At 67.8% G+C, this 19,026-nt stretch carries 17 protein-coding genes and 1 tRNA gene; 6 read left to right on the top strand and 12 right to left on the bottom strand.

All coding sequences use genetic code 11. The features are described from left to right. The 3 genes from GDIA_RS00140 to GDIA_RS00130 are packed head-to-tail and all read right to left on the bottom strand — an operon-like array spanning position 1 to position 3,127. A complete protein-coding gene (locus GDIA_RS00140; RefSeq protein ID WP_012225337.1) occupies positions 1-1,269 on the bottom strand; it encodes a D-alanyl-D-alanine carboxypeptidase family protein in 1,269 nt (422 codons plus the stop codon). 2 nt (positions 1,270-1,271) lie between these two features. Beyond that, positions 1,272-2,138: a septal ring lytic transglycosylase RlpA family protein gene (locus GDIA_RS00135; protein WP_231854279.1), complete on the bottom strand. Its 867-nt coding sequence runs from the start codon at positions 2,136-2,138 to the stop codon at positions 1,272-1,274. After that, positions 2,135-3,127 (bottom strand): lytic murein transglycosylase, encoded by a 993-nt coding sequence (locus GDIA_RS00130; protein ID WP_012225326.1) that lies wholly within the window; start codon positions 3,125-3,127, stop codon positions 2,135-2,137. The genes GDIA_RS00135 and GDIA_RS00130 overlap by 4 nt, the downstream gene beginning before the upstream one ends. 295 nt (positions 3,128-3,422) lie before the next feature. On the opposite strand from GDIA_RS00130, the gene GDIA_RS00125 reads away from it, so the two are divergent. Together GDIA_RS00125 and GDIA_RS00120 are read left to right on the top strand one after the other, a co-directional pair. Further along, positions 3,423-3,998, top strand: a complete 576-nt coding sequence (locus GDIA_RS00125) for a DedA family protein (protein ID WP_012225323.1) — start codon at positions 3,423-3,425, stop codon at positions 3,996-3,998. Beyond that, positions 3,995-5,104 carry a D-alanine--D-alanine ligase gene (locus GDIA_RS00120; protein WP_012225321.1) on the top strand — a complete coding sequence of 370 codons (1,110 nt, stop codon included), beginning with the start codon at positions 3,995-3,997 and terminating at the stop codon, positions 5,102-5,104. The genes GDIA_RS00125 and GDIA_RS00120 overlap by 4 nt, the downstream gene beginning before the upstream one ends. Before the next feature lie 10 nt (positions 5,105-5,114). Here the strand turns inward: GDIA_RS00120 and GDIA_RS00115 are convergent, their stop codons facing one another. Continuing rightward, positions 5,115-5,582: an MlaD family protein gene (locus GDIA_RS00115; protein ID WP_012225320.1), complete on the bottom strand. Its 468-nt coding sequence runs from the start codon at positions 5,580-5,582 to the stop codon at positions 5,115-5,117. 114 nt (positions 5,583-5,696) lie between these two features. Between GDIA_RS00115 and GDIA_RS00110 the strand changes: the two genes are divergently transcribed. The 3 genes from GDIA_RS00110 to GDIA_RS00100 all read left to right on the top strand — a co-directional run bounded on the left by GDIA_RS00110 (position 5,697) and on the right by GDIA_RS00100 (position 9,034). After that, complete coding sequence (locus tag GDIA_RS00110) at positions 5,697-6,539, top strand: undecaprenyl-diphosphate phosphatase (protein WP_012552928.1); 843 nt, start codon at positions 5,697-5,699, stop codon at positions 6,537-6,539. 14 nt (positions 6,540-6,553) lie between these two features. Continuing rightward, a complete protein-coding gene (locus tag GDIA_RS00105; RefSeq protein WP_012225313.1) occupies positions 6,554-7,342 on the top strand; it encodes a GDSL-type esterase/lipase family protein in 789 nt (262 codons plus the stop codon). 159 nt (positions 7,343-7,501) lie between these two features. Then, entirely contained in the window at positions 7,502-9,034 is a 1,533-nt protein-coding gene (locus GDIA_RS00100; RefSeq protein WP_012552927.1) for an APC family permease, read from the top strand. Here GDIA_RS00100 and GDIA_RS00095 read toward each other — a convergent pair whose 3' ends face one another. Continuing rightward, positions 9,035-10,243, bottom strand: a complete 1,209-nt coding sequence (locus GDIA_RS00095) for a mechanosensitive ion channel family protein (protein WP_012225311.1) — start codon at positions 10,241-10,243, stop codon at positions 9,035-9,037. A gap of 145 nt (positions 10,244-10,388) precedes the next feature. On the opposite strand from GDIA_RS00095, the gene GDIA_RS00090 reads away from it, so the two are divergent. Continuing rightward, positions 10,389-10,463, top strand: a tRNA-Met gene (locus GDIA_RS00090). Positions 10,464-10,509: 46 nt separating this feature from the next. On the opposite strand, the gene GDIA_RS00085 is transcribed toward GDIA_RS00090, so the two are convergent. From GDIA_RS00085 to thiS, 7 genes are all read right to left on the bottom strand, one after another. After that, a complete protein-coding gene (locus GDIA_RS00085; protein WP_012552925.1) occupies positions 10,510-11,772 on the bottom strand; it encodes a c-type cytochrome in 1,263 nt (420 codons plus the stop codon). Continuing rightward, on the bottom strand, positions 11,769-13,916 hold the full coding sequence (locus GDIA_RS00080; RefSeq protein WP_012225306.1) for a molybdopterin cofactor-binding domain-containing protein: 2,148 nt from the start codon (positions 13,914-13,916) through the stop codon (positions 11,769-11,771). Before GDIA_RS00080 ends, GDIA_RS00085 begins: the two co-directional genes overlap by 4 nt. Beyond that, on the bottom strand, positions 13,916-14,371 hold the full coding sequence (locus GDIA_RS00075) for a (2Fe-2S)-binding protein (RefSeq protein WP_012225304.1): 456 nt from the start codon (positions 14,369-14,371) through the stop codon (positions 13,916-13,918). Before GDIA_RS00075 ends, GDIA_RS00080 begins: the two co-directional genes overlap by 1 nt. An 83-nt stretch (positions 14,372-14,454) precedes the next feature. Beyond that, positions 14,455-17,079, bottom strand: coding sequence for a cation:proton antiporter domain-containing protein (locus GDIA_RS00070; protein WP_012552924.1), 2,625 nt, complete (start codon positions 17,077-17,079; stop codon positions 14,455-14,457). Positions 17,080-17,384: 305 nt separating this feature from the next. Further along, positions 17,385-17,993: a thiamine phosphate synthase gene (locus tag GDIA_RS00065; RefSeq protein WP_012225293.1), complete on the bottom strand. Its 609-nt coding sequence runs from the start codon at positions 17,991-17,993 to the stop codon at positions 17,385-17,387. A gap of 38 nt (positions 17,994-18,031) precedes the next feature. Then, complete coding sequence (locus tag GDIA_RS00060) at positions 18,032-18,802, bottom strand: thiazole synthase (protein ID WP_012225292.1); 771 nt, start codon at positions 18,800-18,802, stop codon at positions 18,032-18,034. 4 nt (positions 18,803-18,806) lie between these two features. Continuing rightward, positions 18,807-19,004 carry a sulfur carrier protein ThiS gene (thiS, locus tag GDIA_RS00055; RefSeq protein ID WP_012225291.1) on the bottom strand — a complete coding sequence of 66 codons (198 nt, stop codon included), beginning with the start codon at positions 19,002-19,004 and terminating at the stop codon, positions 18,807-18,809. Between the last annotated feature and the right edge of the window lie 22 nt (positions 19,005-19,026).

Below are 19,026 nucleotides of genomic sequence, written 5' to 3'. Positions count from 1 at the left end.
TCAGTGCCGGCCCAGTTTCTGGCCCAGCACCGCCGACGCCCGGGCGAACAGGCCCAGGCGCGGCACGCCCTGCCCCGCCACCAGGGGCATGCGGATATCGGCCAGGCCCGGATTGCTGATCACCAGGTCGCCCAGCACCTGCCCTGCCGCCACGGGGGCGGCCACCGGGGCCTGGTAATCCACCCCGATATGCGCCCGCGACCGCCAGCCATGCGGCAGGGTCATGACGATATCCCGCGTGGCGACCAGGGGCACGGTGGGCTGCGTGCCCAGCCACACCGATGCCTGTTCGACGATGTCGCCCTTGCGGAACAGGGTCGCGTTCTCGAAATTCGCGAACGACCATTCCAGCAGGCGCTCGCCTTCATGCGCGCGGGCGTTGCTGGACGGCATGCCGTTCAGCGACAGGACCACCCGGTTGCCGCCCCGGTCGGCGCTGGCGCACAGCCCGAACCCGCCGGCATCGGTGTGGCCGGTCTTCAGCCCGTCGGCCAGCCCCTTGTCCACCAGCACGTTGCGGTTGCCCTGCGAGATCTTGTTGAACCGGTAATCCTTCTCGGAAAAGAAGTGATAATATTCCGGGAAGTCGCGGATCAGCCGTACCGCCAGTTGCGCGACGTCGCGCGCCGACATGTAGTGATTGTCGGCCGGCCAGCCGGTGGCGTTCATGAAATGCGAATTGGACAGGCCGATACGCGCCGCCATGTCGTTCATCTGGGCGACGAACTGTTCCTCGGACCCCGCCACGCCTTCGGCCAGCACGATGCACGCGTCGTTGCCCGACTGGATGACCATGCCCTGGATCAGGTCCTGGACCGCGATGCTCTGCCCCAGGGGCACGAACATCTTGGACCCCTGCATACGCCACGCCTTCTCGCTGACCGGCAGCATCTGGTCCAGCTTCAGTCGGCCGGATTTCAGCATGCCGAAGACGATATAGGCCGTCATCATCTTGGTCAGCGAGGACGGCGGCATCCGCTCGTCCGCCGCCTTTTCCAGCAGGACCGATCCGGTCGTGACGTCCAGGATGCAGGCCCAGCGCGCCACGGTGTCCAGCGGACCGATGGGGGTGGCGGCCGGCGGCCCGGCGGGGGCCGCCGCGTCGGCGGCATCGGTGCCGTCCTCCGCATTCGCTCCGCCGGTCGGGGCGGGCTGGGGGGACGGCGCGCCATGCGCGTGGTGCCGGCGCGGCGCCGCAACCGCAAGAGAACCGGTGGCGGCCAGCGAGGCCGTCCCAGCCATGAGGAACCTTCGGGTCTGCACGTTCATCCCTATTCGACGACGATCCGGGCACCGGTTACTCCGGCGCCCATAAGCTGGTCCAGTGCGCGGTCGGCGTCGGTCGCGTTCATGAACGGCCCGACATGGACCCGCCACAGCGCCCGTCCGTGTTCCTGGACCGGCACGACGCGGCCGCCGGTCCGCGCGGCCGACAGTTCGGCATAGCGCAGGGTCGAAAACGTGCCGGCATCGACCCACAGCAGCCCGCCCACCACATAGCCCTGGCGCACGCTGGGAGGCAGGTCGCCCATCAGGGCCGAGATATCCGCCGCCCCCACCGTCCCGCCGGGGGCGCCGACGATCGTGGCCCCGCTGCCCGGATGGTCCAGCGATTCGGCACGGACCTGGCCGGCCGGCGCCGCCGCGATATCCAGGTGCTGGGTGCCCGGCAGACCCTCGGCCAGTTGCTCGTTCTGCGCTTCCAGTCCCGTGACCGCGACCCGCACCGGATTGCTGCCGATCCCCAGCAGGGCGGCGGCCCTGGGCGACAGGCCGATCAGCCGGCCCGGCGAATCCGGTCCCCGGTCATTCACCCGGATGGTGATTTCACGCCCGTTTTCCAGGTTGCGCACCGTGACGATGGCCGGAAGCTGCAGCGTCGCATGGCGGCCGGTCAGGGCATCGGGGCTGTAATGCTCGCCATCCGCCGTGACGTAGGGCGTGCGGTCCGGGTCGGCGACGGCCAGGCCGGTCGCCTGATAGGAGAAATCCTCGTGCGGGTAGTACCACACGCCGTCCATCTGGTACGGCGCGCCGACGACGTAATGCGGCGCCGCAGGGGGCAGCCCGGGCTCCGCCCGATGGCAGCCCAGCAGTCCCAGCGCGGCCATTACCGTGGGAACGGCCCGGCGCGTCACGTGACGTCGTGGCCCAGCAGCCCGACCGCCAGCGCGTAGAAATCGGATGGATTGTAGCGCCGGATGACCGAAAAATTGCGATAGACCATGAAGGCCTCGCCGCCCGGTCCGTCCGGCCGGATCACCGCGCCGCTGATATCGGGGCGCGAGAAACGCCGCCCGTCCAGCCGCCGCACGCCCTGCGCCATCCAGTCGGCCAGGGTACGCACCCTGCCCCGCCCCAGATCGGCCTGCGCCAGCCGCGTGGGAACCGAGATTTCCTGGCCCCAGGGCTCGCCGGCCGACCAGCCGCAACGGGCCAGGTAATTGGCGATCGAGGCGAAGACGTCGGGCTCGCTGGTCCAGATGTCGCGCCGGCCGCTGCCGGTATAGTCGACGGCGTAGCGCAGATAGGCGCTGGGCATGAACTGCGGCTGTCCCATCGCACCGGCATAGCTGCCGGTCATGGAATCGGGCGTGACGTCGCCATGGTCCAGGATGCGCAGCGCATTCATCAGTTCGCCGCGAAAGAACGACGCGCGCCGCCCGTCATAGGCCAGGGTCGCCAGGGCGTCGGGGATCTGGAAGGTGCCCGTACGCGTGCCGTAGGCGGATTCCAACCCCCAGATTCCCATCAGCGGCTGCGGGTCCACGCCGAAATGCCGGCCGACCTCCGCCAGCAGCGCGCGCCGTGCCCCCGCCGCCACGCGGCCGTCGGCGACCTTCTTGGGCGTCAGCACGCGCTGTCGGTACTGCGCCCAGGTCAGGGTGAATTCGGGCTGGTGCTGGTCCAGTTGCAGGACGCGCGCGTTCGGCGCCTCCAGCGCCAGGGCGCGATCGACGATCGCGGCCGACAGGCCATGGGAAACGGCCTCGGCCCGCACCCCGGCCAGGAAGGCCGCATAGGATGCAGCAGGGGCGCTGTCGGCCCGCGCCGACGCGGCCATGCCGATGCCACCGGCCGCGCAGGTGGCCGAGGCTGACATCAGGAAGTCACGTCGTCGGATCATGATGCAAGCTGTGCCACATTCCCCGCCGGCCTTTCAATCCTTGCCTGGGGCAACCACGCGCTGTCCGGCGGCGGAATTTGCCGTCGCCCGCAGGCGATTTGTCGGCGGCGGCGAAGCGTGCCACAAGGGCCCCACCCCGGGCGCGGCCTCCGCCGGTCTGTCCGGTGCCCGCGCTGGACGGGCCCCTGGCCAAGGATTTTCAGGGCAAGGGTTTCTGGGCAAGAGGTTTTGATGCAGTGAGGATTCCGACCCGTCTCTTCCGGCCAATCCCACGCTGAACGGCCCTGTCCCGGTCATGTTTCCCTCACTTCCCGACCTGCTGGCCGCGGCCGGCACTTCGCCCGTCATCCAGGCGCTGGCGATCATCATCGGCACCTTCATCCTGGAAGACGCGGCCACCATCCTGACGGCGATGGAGGTCCAGACCGGCCAGATCGCCATCCCCGTGGCGCTGGTAGCGCTGTATGTCGGCATCGTGGTCGGCGACCTGGGGCTGTACGGGCTGGGGCGGCTGGCCGCGCTGTGGCCGCCGGCCCGGCGTTGGGTCGCCGTGCCTCAGGACGGCAACGGGCAGACCTGGTTCGGGCGCAATGTCTTCCGCATCGTCTTCGTCAGCCGGTTCATCCCCGGCGCGCGCCTGCCGCTCTACACCGCCTGCGGATTCTTCGGCGCCAGCGTGGGTCGATTCGCGCTGGCGGCCGTTCTGGCGACGCTGATCTGGACAACCCTGCTGTTCGCTGTATCGCTACAGGTCGGCCATTTCCTGATCGACCATCTGGGGGAATGGAAATGGCTGGGCATGGGGGGATTCGTCCTGACCATCATTCTGGTTGGCCGGATCGTGGCCAGTGTGCGGAGTCCCTCTCGATGAACCATGCCCCGACCGCCGCTTCCAGCCGGGCCAAGACGGGGGGGGATGCGGCACGGCAGCCCGCGCCGCTGTCGATGTTCGAATTCTGGCCGGGCTGGGCCATCTATACCCCGGTCGTGCTGTACTGGATCCTGCTGGGCCTGTGGCACCGGGATTTCAGCCTGCCGACCGCGGCCAATCCCCGCATCCTGACCGGCGGCCTGTGCGGCGAAAGCAAGACCAGCATCCTGGACATGGCGGGCGAGACGGCGCGGCGCTGGATCGCGCCCTATGTCTCGGTCACCACCGGTTCGGCCGATGACGGCGCGGCCGCCCTGGCGGCGCTGGATCGCGGCGGGCTGGCGCTGCCGGTGGTGGTGAAGCCCGATATCGGCTGCAACGGCGCCGGGGTGAAGCTGGTCACGACCCCGGACGAACTGGTCGCGGCGGTGGCGCTGTACCCGCCCGATACCCCCCTGGTCATGCAGCGGCTGATCCCGTTCGAGCACGAGGCCGGCGTGTTCTATATCCGCCACCCAGACGAGGACCGGGGCCGGATATCCTCGCTGACCTACAAGGAGGCACCGGTCATCGTCGGCGACGGCCGGTCCACGGTGCGACAACTGATCGATGCCGACGCGCGCACGCGCCTGGTGCCGCATCTGTATCTGCCCCGCCTGGGCGATCGGGTGCATGAGGTCCTGCCGGCGGGCATGCCGCTGCGGCTGGTCTTCGCCGGGAATCACAGCAAGGGGTCGATCTTCCGCAACGGCGCGGACGACATCACCCCGGCCCTGGTCGAGCAGATCGACCGGATCATGCAGGATATCCCCGATTTCCATTTCGGCCGGATCGACCTGAAGTTCGAATCCATCGCCGCCCTGCGCCTGGGCCGGGGGTTCGAAATCATCGAGATCAACGGCGTGGGGTCCGAAGCGACCCATATCTGGGATTCGCGCACCACCCTGCGCGAGGCCTATGCGGCGCAGTTCACGCATTACCGCGAGACCTTCCGCATCGGCGCCAAGAAGAAGAAGGCCGGATGGCGGACCAGCGGCGCCTTCACCATGCTGCATTACTGGCGCCAGCAGAGGCGGCTGCTCGCCTCCTACCCCCTGAACGACTAGGATACTGTTTTTACTGCATTGAATCGGACGGCAGACCGCCATTGCCGAAGATGTAGTTGCTGACCTGCTGTTCCAGGCTGACGGCCTCCTGCGCGTTGGTGATGACCGCGCCGGGGGGCAGCCGCGCCGGGGCCTTTCCCGGCACCACCATCAGCGCATCGTCGCCCGTCATGGTCGCGCTGCCGATCATCACGCCGGAATCGGCCGGCAGGGACAGGTCGCGATCGAGCGTGAAGCCCACATTCGCCATGGCCGTCGCGGGGTCCAGCGCGATGGCGGTCACGCGCCCGACGGGAACGCCCGCCAACTGCACCTCGGCCCCCACATGCAATCCGTTGGCCGATATGAATCGGGCGGACAGCGCATAGCGATCATTCCCCAGATCGACCTGCGAGGCACGGGCATAGGCATAGAATGCCCCGGCCACCAGCAAGACCAATCCGCTGAAAACAATCGCGCTGCCATTTTCTCGCGCCAAACGTTCCTCCTTATTCCTGTCGGGCCGATCATTCGCGGCGCTACGGTACAGACTTGCCGGGCACCCGGAAAGTAAGGCACGACGACATTCTAATTCGCCATGGACAGCCGGACAATGACACTCATCCAAGCCATCGTGATCGCGATCCTCCAGGGGGCGACGGAGCTGTTCCCGGTCAGCAGCCTGGGGCATGCCGTCATCGTCCCCGCCCTGCTGGGCTGGGCGTTCGACCCGCACGGCGAAATCTTCCTGCCGTTCCTGGTCATGCTGCACCTGGGCACCGCGATCGCCCTGCTGGTCTATTTCCGCAATGACTGGGCGGCCATCTTCCAGGGGCTGAGGGGCCGCGACGGCAGCCAGCGCCAGGCCGAAAGCATCCATATCCTGGCCCTGCTGGTGGTGGCGACCATTCCGGCGGTCATTATCGGCGGCCTGCTGGAACATTGGCTGCGGGCGCTGTTCGGCACCGCGCGCTATGCCGCGATCTTCCTGTTCCTGAACGGCCTGCTGCTGCTGCTGACCGAACGGATGAAGAGCCGCCAGCCCGTCCAGGGCGGCTATGCCATCGCATCGCTGACCTATGCCGACGCCGCGATCATCGGCCTGTGGCAGTGCCTGGCCTTCCTGCCCGGCATCTCGCGGTCGGGGGCCACGATCATCGGCGCGCTGTTTCGCGGCCTGAACCATGAAGGGGCCGCGCGGTTTTCGTTCCTGATGGCCCAGCCGGTCATCATTGCCGCCACGGTGCGCGAGGCCCTGCACATGCGCCATGTCGCCATCCCGCCGGGTCAGATGCAGGTCGCGACCATCGGCGCCATGGTGGCGGCCGTGACCGCACTGGCCAGCACCGCGTTCCTGATGCGATACTTCCACAATCACGAGCGATGGGCGCTGAGCCCGTTCGGCTATTACTGCGTGCTGGCCGGCGCGGTTTCCTTCTTCATCCTCGGCCACTGAACGTACCCTCCCCCATGATACGCCGCCTGACCGCCAGGTCCCTCCTGGCACTGCCCCTTCTGCTGCTTGCCGGCCTGGGTACCGCCCGTGCGACGCCCCCGAACCTGGCCGTCCAGCCCGTGTCGCGCATGGACACGCCCTGGTGGCGCCAGCGCTTCGCCGACAAGCAGGCCGAAATCGCGCATGGTCGTTTCGACCTGGTCTGGCTGGGCGATTCGATCACCCAGAACTGGGAGCGCACCGGCCCCGAGCCCTGGCGTCAGTTCGCGCCGGTCTGGCAGCATTATTACGGCGACCGCCACGCCATCAACCTGGGCTTCAAGGGGGACAGCACCTGCCACGTCCTGTGGCGCCTGGACCATGGCGAGCTTGATTTCCGCCCCCCCCCGCGCCTGTTCGTCGTGCTGGTGGGGGCGAACAATTTCGGCCATGTCCATATCGACGCGGGCCACACCTACCCCGGCATCACGCGCATCGTGGACCAGATCCATGGCCGCTTTCCCGCGGCGCAGGTCCTGCTGCTGGAGGTCCTGCCTTCGATTCGGACGGCATGGATCACGGCGAACACGCAGCGCCTGAACGCCATGCTGCGCGCCGACATACGGCGCGACCGGCCCTGGCTGCACCTGCAGGACGTCGGCGCGGCGCTGGAGCGGAACGGCGCGCCCGATCCCACGCGCTTCCTCGACCCGCATCTGACGCCGCCCGACCCGCCGCTGCACCCCAGCGCGGCGGCGCAACAGGACATCGCCCGCATGATCGAACCGACGGTGGCGGCGATCCTGGGCGACCACCCCCATTAACCTCCCTTAATCAATCGTTCGTACCGACCGTCCGAACCGAAACGGGACGTGCCTCGGCCGCCCCGTTTCGGTTCGTTCCGTTCGTTTCGCATTCGGTCCGGGCGGCCATGTTCGTTTGGCGCAATACAGCCCTCCCCCCCTCATGCTATTTTGAAGTTCATGTCCCTCATTTCCTTTTCCAGTAAACGCCTCCGGCTTCGGAAATCCATTCAGCAGATTGAATCCGAAAGCCAGAATCACGGGCTGCGCCGTACGCTCGGCCCCGTTCAGCTGATGATGCTCGGGATCGGTTCCACCATCGGGGCCGGGATCTATGTCATGACCGGAACCGCCGCCGCCACCTACGCAGGGCCGGCCATCCTGCTGTCATTCCTGGTCGCCGGCCTGGCCTGCCTGTTCACCGCGTTTTCGTATGGCGAACTGGCCTCGACGATGCCGGTTTCCGGTTCGGCCTACAGCTATGCCTATGTTTCGATGGGCGAAGGGGTGGCCTGGGCGGTCGGGTGGCTGCTGCTGCTGGAATACGGCATATCCTGCGCCGGCGTGGCTGCCGGATTTTCCGGATACGCGACCAGCCTGCTGCACGATCTGGGCGTCCATGTGCCGTCCTTCCTGTGCACCACGCTGGTCCAGACCGTGCCCACCCCCCACGGCGCCAGCCTGCTGGTCGCGCCCCGGATGGACCTGGTGGGGGCGGTCTCGGTCCTGGTCGTCACGGGACTGCTGGTCCTGGGCGTCGAGGAATCGGCGCGGATCAACACCCTGATCGTCTTCGTGAAGGTCGGCGTACTGATGCTGTTCATGGCGTTCGGCATCCGGTACGTCCACCTGTCCAACCTCAATCCCTTCATCCCGCCGCGCGAAAACGGGTTCCATTACGGCGTGCCCGGCATCTTCCGGGCCGCGTCGGTCATCTTCTTCGCCTATGTCGGGTTCGAAACCGTCTCGACCGCGTCGGCCGAGGCCCGCAATCCCCGCCGCGACGTGCCGCTGGGCATCATCGGGTCACTGCTGATCTGCACGCTGGTCTATATCTGCGTGGCCACGGTGCTGATCGGGGTCGTGCCGTTCCGGCAACTGGGCGTCGCCGATCCGCTGGCAATAGCCGTGGATGCGATCGGCCAGCCCTGGCTTGCGATCATGATCAAGGTGGGCGCCGTCGTCGGCCTGTGCTCGGTCATCCTGGGCCTGCTGTACGGCCAGACGCGGATCTTCTTCACCATTGCGCGCGACGGGCTGCTGCCGCCGATCTTCTGCCGCCTGCACCCGACCTTCCGCACGCCATGGGTCGGCACCATCGTGCTGGGTGTCCTCGTCGCCGTGGCTACCGCGACCCTGCCGATCGACATCATCAGCGACCTGGTCAGCCTGGGCACCGCGACGGCGTTCGGCATCGTCTGCTTCACCGTGATCTGGCAGCGCAACGCCCGCCCCGACCTGCACCGGCCGTTCAGCGTGCCGCTGGGCGGGGTCAAGGTCGGCGGGGTATGGATCGGCGTGGCGCCTGCGCTGGGCATCCTGTTCTGCCTGATCATGGCCGGGCCGCTGTTCGTGGACATGATCCGGGCACTGACCAACGGCGATCCGCTGCCGGCCATCCTGCTGGGCAGCTACATCGTCCTGGGCGTGCTCAGCTACGCCTTCTACGGCCATTCCCATTCGCGGCTGGGCCGTGAAGAGGTCGCGCTGTAATCAGCCTGGAGGGCCGGTATAGGCGCCGGGCGGCGGCCGGTCGATCGGGGGGGACAGGATGCCGTGCGGGCCCAGCACGTCCTGGCCGGCCGGGGACGAGACATGGGCCATCCGCTCGCGCGGCAGCGCCTCGGGACATTCGTCGCGCAGGAACAGGATGATCTTCTCGCGGATCTCGCAGCGCAGATCCCAGCTCTGCATGGCCGAGCGCGCACTGGCGATGACGCGGATGGTCATGACCTGCGTGCTGCAGTCCGACACCTGGACATCGAACACCTTGCCGTCCCATAGCGGGCTTGCCTGCACGATATCGCGCAGCCGACCGCGAATCCGGTCCATCGGTGCGTGGAAATCCACGTACAGGAACACCACCCCGATCAGGGCCGCCGAATTGTGGGTCCAGTTCTGGAACGGGTTTTCCAGGAACCAGGAAATCGGCACGATGTGCCGGCGCCAGTCCCAGACCCGCAGCACGACATAGGTCGCGGTGATTTCCTCGACCCACGCCCAGTCGCCATTGATGATGATCAGGTCTTCCATGCGGATCGGCTGGGTCATGGCGATCTGCATGCCGGCGATCAGGTTGGTCAGCAGCGGCCGCGCCGCCAGACCGACCACGACCGAGGCCGCACCCGCCGAGGCGAACAGGCTGAGCCCGTATTCCCGCACCGATTCGAACGTCATCAGCGCCGAGCCCACCGTCAGCAGCCCGACCAGGATATCCGCCATGCGCCGCAGCACGCGCACCTGCGTCATGTGGGTCCGCGACAGGATGTCGTCGCGGTCCTCCTTGCCGTTGATCCGGAGCAGATAGGCGTCGGACAGGATTCGCATGGCCACGATGGCGGCGTAGCCCACCATCAGCACGAACAGCACCAGCAACCCGTGCGCGGCCCGATGCATGGTCTCGTACGACAGGCCGGACGCCGGCAACGCGGTGCCGACGAAGATGATCGCCAGCATGACCCGCGCCGGCCGCTGCATGGCCAGGGTGAAGGTGCGGACGAAGGCCCCGCGCTTCTGCCCCGGTATGCGCAGGATCAGCTTGGTCACGACCCGGCTGCAGAGTTCGGCCATCACGGCGGCGGCACACAGCACCAGGACCGAGGCCACGGAGCCGGGAAGCCATCCGAACGATTTCCGAATGTCGGTCAGCAGGTCGATAAACGCGTCTTTCACGAATTCTGCTCCGGTCTTGCGGCGCGGCATCGGGGTGGCAGACTGTGCATGAACAAAGCCATATCAATGGAAAGGATGGTTTTCTTTAACCACGGTGGGAAGCATCGCATCAATCGCGATGCACGGGTTGACTTTGCGCAACGGGGGGGATATCTCCCAACCTACCCGACGCGATGGCGGCGTAGCTCAGCGGTAGAGCAGGGGAATCATAATCCCTTGGTCGGCGGTTCAAATCCGTCCGCCGCTACCACGCGTCGGGTCTTTCCCCTTTTTTCCGAGGCTGTTTCAAAAGCCTCTCAATGCGCGCCCCCCGGCTGCCGCACTGCCGCGATATCCTGGGCCGTGACGTGCCCGACGCGGTTGGCGAAGTGACCGATCGTGTAGTTCGCCAGGTCCGCCAGGTCCTGATCGCGATATTCCGGGCCGAAGGCCGGCATCGTCATCACACCCCGGGCGGTATCCAGCCGCGATCCCTGGACCATGGTCTGGATCAGGTTCCGCCCCTGGATCTCGCCCAGGCTGCGCGCGCCCCACAATGCGGCTTCATCGACCTGCCGCCCCTGCCCGTCCGTCAGGTGACACCCGGCGCAGGCGCCGGCGAACAGCCGCTCGCCATTGCTGTGCGTGGGGGTGGCGTGGGCCAGGGCCTGCGGCGGTATGGCGGCGACGGTCTCGTTCGACTGCCGGGCCGGCAGGCTGCGCAGATAGGTCACCATGGACGCGATATCCTGCGGGGTCAGATACCGCAGGCTGTAGCCGACCACTTCGGCCATCGGTCCGGCGGCCGTGCCGCGCCCGTCGGCATGGCCGGTGGACAGGTACGCCGTCAGTTGCGCGTCGGTCCATGCCCCGATCCCGCTGTCGGGATCGGAGGAGATATTATACGCCTCCCACCCCGCAGTAAGCGCGCCCGCATAGGACCGGGCGCCGGATGTCGCCTGCATCATGGTGCGGGGCGAATGGCATTCGGCGCAATGGCCCGCGGCCTCGACCAGATAGCGGCCACGATTCCACGCGGCCGAGCGTCCCGGTTCGTCCATCATCGCGCTGGAGGGCCGATACAGCAGGTTCCACGCCACCATCGCCAGGCGGATACTGTAGGGGAACCGCACCCGGTTGGCCCGTGCCGTCGCATGGACCGGCGCCAGGGTCGCCAGATAGGCCCGGATGGCACGCACGTCGTCCGCCGTCATCCGCGCATAGGATGCGTAGGGCATGACGGGATAGAGATGCGTCCAGCCCGGCGCGACGCCGGCCCGTACCGCCGAATCGAACTGCGCGTCGGTATAGGCGCCGATGCCGGTTTCCCGGTCCGGGGTGATGTTGGGGGCGTAGATCGTGCCGATCCCCGGAAGGTCGAAGGCCCGCCCGCCCGCAAAGGGCCGGCCGCCCGGTTTCGTATGACAGACCTCGCAATCCGCCGCGTGCTCCAGATAGGCGCCACGCCGCACCAGATCCGAATCCTGGGCCTGAACTTGGGCCTGGTCCTGGGCCTGGGCCACGCCGCCCGTGGCCACGCCCAGCGTCACCAGCGCCAGGACGGCACGCACCGCCCTCATGCCTGGGGTCCCGTCAGGGGCAGCCTGCGATAGCGCCGGCCGGTGGCGGCGGCCATGGCGTTGGCCAGCGCCGCCGCCGCCGCCGCCGTGCCGGTTTCGCCGATGCCGCCCGGGTCCTCGGTGCTGTTCACCAGATGCACCTCGATCATGGGGGATTCGTTCATGCGCAGGACCCGGTAGGAATGGAAATTCGTCTCCTGCACGCGGCCGTCGCGCAGCGTCACCTCGTTGAACAGGGCGGCGCTGATGCCGAAGATCAGGCCGCCCTCGATCTGGGATACGACCTGGTCGGGATTGACCATCCGGCCGCAATCCACGGCCACCACGGCGCGCAGGACGCGTACCGTGTCCATGTCGGACATGTCGACCTCCATCACCGTGGCCAGGTAGGAGCCGAACACGTATTGCAGGGCAATCCCGCGGCCGACATGCTTGGGCAGCGGCTCGCCCCAGCTCGCCTTTTCGGCGGCCAGGTCCAGTACCGCCCGGGCGCGGGGATTGCCCCCGGTCATCTGGCGGCGAAACGCCACCGCATCCTTCCCGGCACGCGCCGCCAGTTCGTCGATGAAGCTTTCGACCACGAAGACGCCCCGCGTGCCCCCTACCCCGCGCCACCACGCGGTGACCACGCCCGGGGCCTCGCGCCGGGCGTAATCCAGGAACATCGCGGGAATGGCGTACGGGGTCTCGACCGTCGCGGCCAGCAGGTCGTCGTCCACCCCGTTGGGCAGCAGCGCCTCGGGCGCCCAGCGGGCGACCACGGCGGGGCCGACGATCCGGTGCGACAGTCCGACCAGGTTTCCCTTCCGGTCCAGGCCGCCGACCAGGCGATCGACATAGGCCGGACGAAAGCGGTCCAGCGTCAGGTCTTCCTCGCGCGTCCAGACGATCTTGAGCGGATAGGCGACCTGACGGGCGAACTGCACCGCCTGGATGACATATTCATGTTCCAGCCGCCGGCCGAAGCCGCCGCCGATATACTGGTTGTGGACATGGACCCGGTCCTTGCCCAGCCCGGTGATGTCCGCCGCCGCGTCGCGCGCGCGCATAGGTACCTGCGAACCCACCCAGATGTCGCAGCGTTCGGGCGTGACCTGCACGGTGCAGTTGATCGGCTCCATCGGCGCGTGGGCCAGCAGGGGCTGCTGGTACACGGCCTCGACCCGCGTCGTGGCACCTGCGATCGCCGCCCTGGCGTCGCCCTTGGCGTGGGCGGTAATGGCCGGACCGTCCAGCGCCTCGTGCAACTGGCGATAGATCGTATCGGTGGAAACCGCCGCGTTGACGCCTTCGTCCCATGTGATCACCAGGGCATCCAGCCCCTTGCGCGCTGCCCAGAAATGGTTCCCGACCACGCAGACCGCATTGCCGATCGTCAGGACGTCCCGCACGCCGGGGACCTGCCGCGCCGCGCTGTCATCCACATGCGCCAGCACGCCGCCCATGACCGGGCAGGCCGCCACGGTGCCGATGCGCATGCCCGGTACCTGCACGTCGATGCCGAACGTCGCGGTTCCCGCGACCTTGGCCGGCGCGTCCAGACGGTGCTGGGATCGCCCGACCAGGCGAAAGGAAGACGGATCTCGCAGCGTCACGGGTGCGGCCGGCACCGGCAGGGCGGCGGCGGCGGTTGCGAGTTCGCCATAGGCCAGGCTGCGCCCCGTCGCCTCGTGCCGGACCATGCCGCCCCCGGTGGTGCAGGATGCGGGATCGACCGACCACTGGGCCGCCGCCGCCTGGACCAGAAGCGTCCGCGCCACCGCCCCGGCTTCTCGCAGGCTCTTCCACGTCGCGATCGTCGAGGTCGATCCGCCGGTTGCCTGCGTGCCCAGTTCCCTGGTCACGTAGGCGTCGTCCGGGGGGGCGGCCTCGATCTGGATCTGTTCCAGCCCGATATCCAGTTCCTCGGCGATCAGCATCGCCTCGCCGGTATAGATCCCCTGCCCCATTTCGACATTGGGCAGGATCAGCGTGATGGCCCCATCGGGTGCGATTCGTACGAAGGCGTTGGGCGCGAACGGGCCGGTCTGGTCCTCGACGATCCGGGTCGCGGCCCGGGCCGCCCCGCGCGGCAGCATGGCCGCCAGCAGCAGGCCGCCCGTGCCCGCCAGGGCCTGGCGGCGCGACAGCATCGTGCGGCCCATCACGCAGCCCCGGCGGCGTTGCGGATAGCCGCGCGAATCCGGCGATAGGTGCCGCAGCGACAGATATTGCCGGCCATCGCCTGCTCGATCTCCTCGTCGGTGGGGTGGGGGTTGGCCTTCAGCAGCGCCACCGCCGCCATGATCTGCCCGGTCTGGCAATATCCGCACTGCACGACGTCGATCTCCAGCCATGCCTGCCGCACGCCGGTTGCCAGCGGGTCGTCGGACAGGCCTTCGATCGTCGTGACCGGCCGCGCGCCGACCAGGGAAACCGGCAGGGAACAGGCCCGCACCGGCCGGCCGTCGACATGCACGGTGCAGGCCCCGCATTCGCCGATGCCGCATCCGAATTTCGTGCCCGGCAGGCCCAGGACATCCCGCAGGACCCACAGCAGCGGCATGTCATCGGGAACATCCACCTGATGCGCCGCGCCGTTAACCTGCAATGTCAGCATGCACCCTCCAGGTTGAAATCACCGATAGCCGTTCACCCACTCCATCGTGATAACAAAACAATCCGGGAAGGTGAAACCGGGGATCAGCCCCCGGACGGCGGGCTGTCCTGCCCCATCGTCGCGGGCAGGGCGTCGGACAGCGAGGCCGTCGCCAGGGCGATCGCCTCGTCCGAAGGCGCCACGGTGTTGTCGCCATCGGTCGGGACAAGCTGGACCTCGGATCGTTCGGACGTTTCGCGTGCCCGCGCCAGTTCCGCCAGATTGTGCTGGATGACCGGATATTCCGCGACCAGCCGGCGGAAGCGGCGCGCGCTCATGGTCAGGAAATGCCCGAATTGCAGCGAGCGGCTGACCGCATGCACCCGCTCGCCCGACAGGGCTTCGTCCGCGCCCAGGACATCGCCCGCGCCGAAGCGGACATCATGCTCGGCATAATGCGTCTCGGTCACGCCGGCGCTGATGAAATAGACGATCCGCACCTTCCGTCCGCGATGGTACAGCCGCTCGCCCGGCGAGGTGAAATGGATCGACATCTGCGGGGCGAGCGCGTGCAGCGCCTCGTCCGGCAGGCCATGGAAGACCGGCAGGCTGCGCAGCCGGGCCTCGATCCCCGCCTTGATGTTGAAGGTCAGCTTGAAATCGAGCTGGCCGCGCCGGCGTTCGACGTCGCGACTCAGTTCCCGGTGCAGTTCCTCGCTGATCAGGGATTCGGACATCAGCGCGTCGTATTCCTCGCCCTCCAGCCGGAGAGCGACCTGCTGCAGCAGCCGGCTCTCCAGGGCCTCGGAATACCCATGATAATGCAGCCGCAGCGTCTGCAGCGCCTCGTTCAGCAATTTGCGCTGGCGTTCCAGGACCTCGCCCACGATCTCGCTGATGCGGCTGCCCAGCGTCGCTTCCATGCGCGTGCGCATGAAGCGGATCAGCGACAGCGAGACGAAATAGCTGATCATCAGCATTTCGAACCGCTCGGTCATGCAGGACATCAGGGGCTGGTCGAAATGGAAGCGGTGATGGATCACCTGCGCCAGCCGGAAGCGCATCGAGGGACGCAGGCGCCGCCGCAGCGCGCGCACGTAGCCGAACCGCCCTTCCAGCCGGGCACCGTCCACCATCGCCTCGGCCGAGCGCAGCAGCGTTTCCATCACCGGGCGCGACAGGCCCTGGATGCGGAACAGGTCCAGCAGGATCGACCGTTCCTTGTTCGCCACCACGATCAGCGCCAGCGTCACCCGCTGCCGGTCGGCCAGCGCCGTGTCGAAGGTGTTGGCCTGTTCCTCTTCCGCCACGCGGCGGTCCAGCATGCTCATGACATTGCCGGCCACGGCGCGGGAAAACCCCAGTTCCTCGGCCATTTCATGGGTGCGGTCGCGCACCTCGCCCAGGCCGATGCCCAGCACCTGGTGGCGCAGGGCCTGGTCGATGGGCGAAAGCTGGTCCAGCTTCAGGAACACGACCAGATAGCGCAGCGTCGTGCCGTTGACGAACAGGGTGATCAGGACAAAGCCGGTGGCGATGATGCCGATGAAATGCGCCACCGGGGTCGCGACATGCTCGTTTTCGGTCACCGCCAGGGCCAGCGCCAGGGTGATCGCGCCGCGCAGGCCGCCCCAGACCATCGTCACCTTGAACGGGTTCGGCACCGGGGGCGACAGGCGCGTCGCCGCCAGCACGGGCAGCAGGCCGAACACCACGGCGCCGCGCGCCAGCAGGCCCGCGCCCGTCGCGATCAGGATCAGCACGCAGTCCCAGCGCGTCATGCCCACCAGCAGGCGCGGCACCAGCATCGACGCCAGCACGAACACCAGCGAACCCGCCCAGAACACCAGTTGCTGCCACAGTTCGTTCAGGAACCGCCATGTCTGCGGCCGGAAGGTCGAAGGCCCGTAGACCGACAGGGTCAGCCCCGCCGTCGCCGTGGCGACCACCCCCGAGAACCCCAGGAATTCGTCGCAGACGATGTAGACGATATAGGGCAGCGCCACCGTCAGCGTGATTTCAGCCGCCGGTGCCGCGCCCAGCATGGTGATCAGCAGCAGGGTCAGCCGTCCGAACAGCACGCCCATCACCAGGGCGCCGCTGAATGCCAGGGTGAAATCCATCAGCGCCGCACCCGGCGCGATGGGGTGATGCGACGTCACCGCCGTCAGCAGGATCGAGAAGATCGAAATCGCGGCCGCGTCGTTCAGCAGGGCCTCGCCCTCGACCAGGCGCGTCAGCCGGCTGGTCGCCCCGATATCACGAAAGATGCCGGCCACCGCCGACGGGTCGGTGGTCGCCACGATCGACCCCAGCAGCAGGCACACCGACAGCGGCAGGCTGGCGAAGGGAAACAGCGCCAGCCCGATCGTGGCGGTGGACACGACCACCGCCACCACCGCCAGCAGCAGCACCGTCGCCGTCTCGTGCGCCAGGCGCCGGACATCGATCGCCAGCGCCCCCTGGAATACCAGGGCCGGCAGGAAGATCAGCAGGAAGGCTTCGCTGTTCAGCGGGAAATCCAGCAGCGTTTCGGCGGCGCCGTTGAACAGGTCGGTATAGGAACTGCGCAGCACCAGATCGGCGGAACCGCCCAGCAGGATGCCGACGACCGCCAGCAGGACCGTTTCGGACAGTTCCAGGCGCCGGGCGATCGGCTGCACGGCGCTGACGATCACCAGCAGCACGGCAATCGCCAGAAGAACCGCAGCCAGGCCCGTCACCGCCATCCGTCATCGTCTCCTTGTCAGTCCACACCGCACCTGATCTGTCGTGGGGAGTGTGACCTTCTGATGGCTATCCACGCACGCCGAATCAGGCGTAGCAAGATTAGCGCCTGTGTCGCGCGGACGGTTCCGAAAAAGCATACCGGCGGGAATCGGGCAACGACGCGGCCCGGTCACGTTATGCTGCGGCGCTGAAACACAGGGCCGTGGCGGCGACGCGGCCTCACCGGTTCAGGTTGTTATTTCTTTCAATAACAAACCAGTAAAACATGATCCTCAGAAAGAGGATCAGTCATATCCGACCCGGTTCAGGTCATGTCCCCGGTCGCGGCCAGCCATGCGCGCACCTGCGCCTCGGGGTCCGGCTGGCCGGTGAAATCGGATACGGCGGACACGCAGTCCGCCCCCGCCGCGATGCACGACGCCGCGCGCGCCAGCGTGATTCCCCCGATGGCGACCAGCGGCACCGGACCGACCAGCCGCTTCCATTCCGCCAGCCGTTCCACCCCCTGGGGTGCCCACGGCATCTTCTTCAGCTTCGTCGGCCAGACGGGGCCCAGCGCGACATAGTCGGGCGCGACCGACAGGGCGCGGTCCAGTTCGTCCGTCGAATGCGTGCTGACCCCCAGGCGGATGCCGCCGGCGCGGATCGCGGCGACATCGGCGGTATCCAGGTCTTCCTGGCCCAGGTGAATGAAATCGATCCCCTCATCCAGGGCCAGGCGCCAATAATCGTTCAACACCAGCGTCACGCCATGGCGCGCGGCATGGGCCTTCGCCGCGCGGATTTCCGCCAGCAGCGCCGCCCCCTGCAGATCCTTGACGCGCAACTGGATCAGGCGCGCCCCCGCCCCGCCCAGCCGGTCGATCCAGTCCGCCCGGTCGACAACGGGATAGATACGCGACGCCAGGCTCATACCAGCTTCCTCATACCAGCTTCCTCATGCCAGAGCCCTCATGCCAGCATCGCCCGGCCCAGCACCGGGGTCGAGGGTGCGGCCATGTCACGTTCCTCAATCGGGTCGGCCTCGCGCGCGATCAGCCCGGCCTCGACCGCCAGGCGGAATGCGCGGGCCATGCGCACCGGGTCGCCGGCCTTGGCCACGGCGGTGTTGATCAGCACGGCGTCATAGCCCAGTTCCATCGCCTGCGCCGCGTGCGACGGCAGGCCGATCCCGGCATCGACGACCAGCGGCACGTCGGGGAAATGCGCCCGCAGCGCGCGCAGGCCGAACACGTTGTTCAGCCCCTTGCCCGACCCGATGGGCGCGCCCCAGGGCATCAGGACCTCGCATCCCGCCTGCAGCAGGCGTTCGGCGCCCACCAGGTCCTCGGTCATGTAGGGAAACACCTTGAACCCGTCCCGGGACAGGATGCGCGCGGCCTCGACCAGCCCGAACATGTCGGGCTGCAGCGTGTCTGACTCGCCGATGACCTCCAGCTTGATCCAGTCGGTGTCGAATACCTCGCGGGCCATGTGGGCGGTGGTCACCGCTTCCTTGACCGTATGGCAGCCCGCCGTATTGGGCAGCACCGGCACGCCCAGGTCCCGGATCATCGACCAGAAGGCCTGACCGGCCCTCTGGCCCGCGGACTCGCGGCGCAACGACACCGTCACCACACCGGCCTCGGCGGCGCGCACCGCGTCGGACAGGATCTCGGGCGACGGATATTGCGCGGTGCCCAGCATCAGGCGCGATTTCAGTTCGGTTCCATAAAACAGCATGGGCTCAGCCCCCCTGCATGGGGGCCAGGATTTCGACCCGCGCCCCCTCGTCCAGCGTCAGCGCGGCACGGCGCGAAACGGGCACGAAATCACCGTTGACCGCCGTCGCCACCCGGGCGCCGCCATATCCCAGTTCGTCGAGCAGGGCGGCCAGGGTCGCGGTGGAGACCTCGCGCGGCTCCTCGTTTACCAGAATCCTCATCTTCCCTCCTTGACCCTTTGGT

The organism is Gluconacetobacter diazotrophicus PA1 5 (assembly GCF_000021325.1).
Classification (GTDB): Bacteria; Pseudomonadota; Alphaproteobacteria; order Acetobacterales; family Acetobacteraceae; genus Gluconacetobacter; species Gluconacetobacter diazotrophicus.
This window is presented reverse-complemented; position numbering and strand designations above follow the sequence as displayed.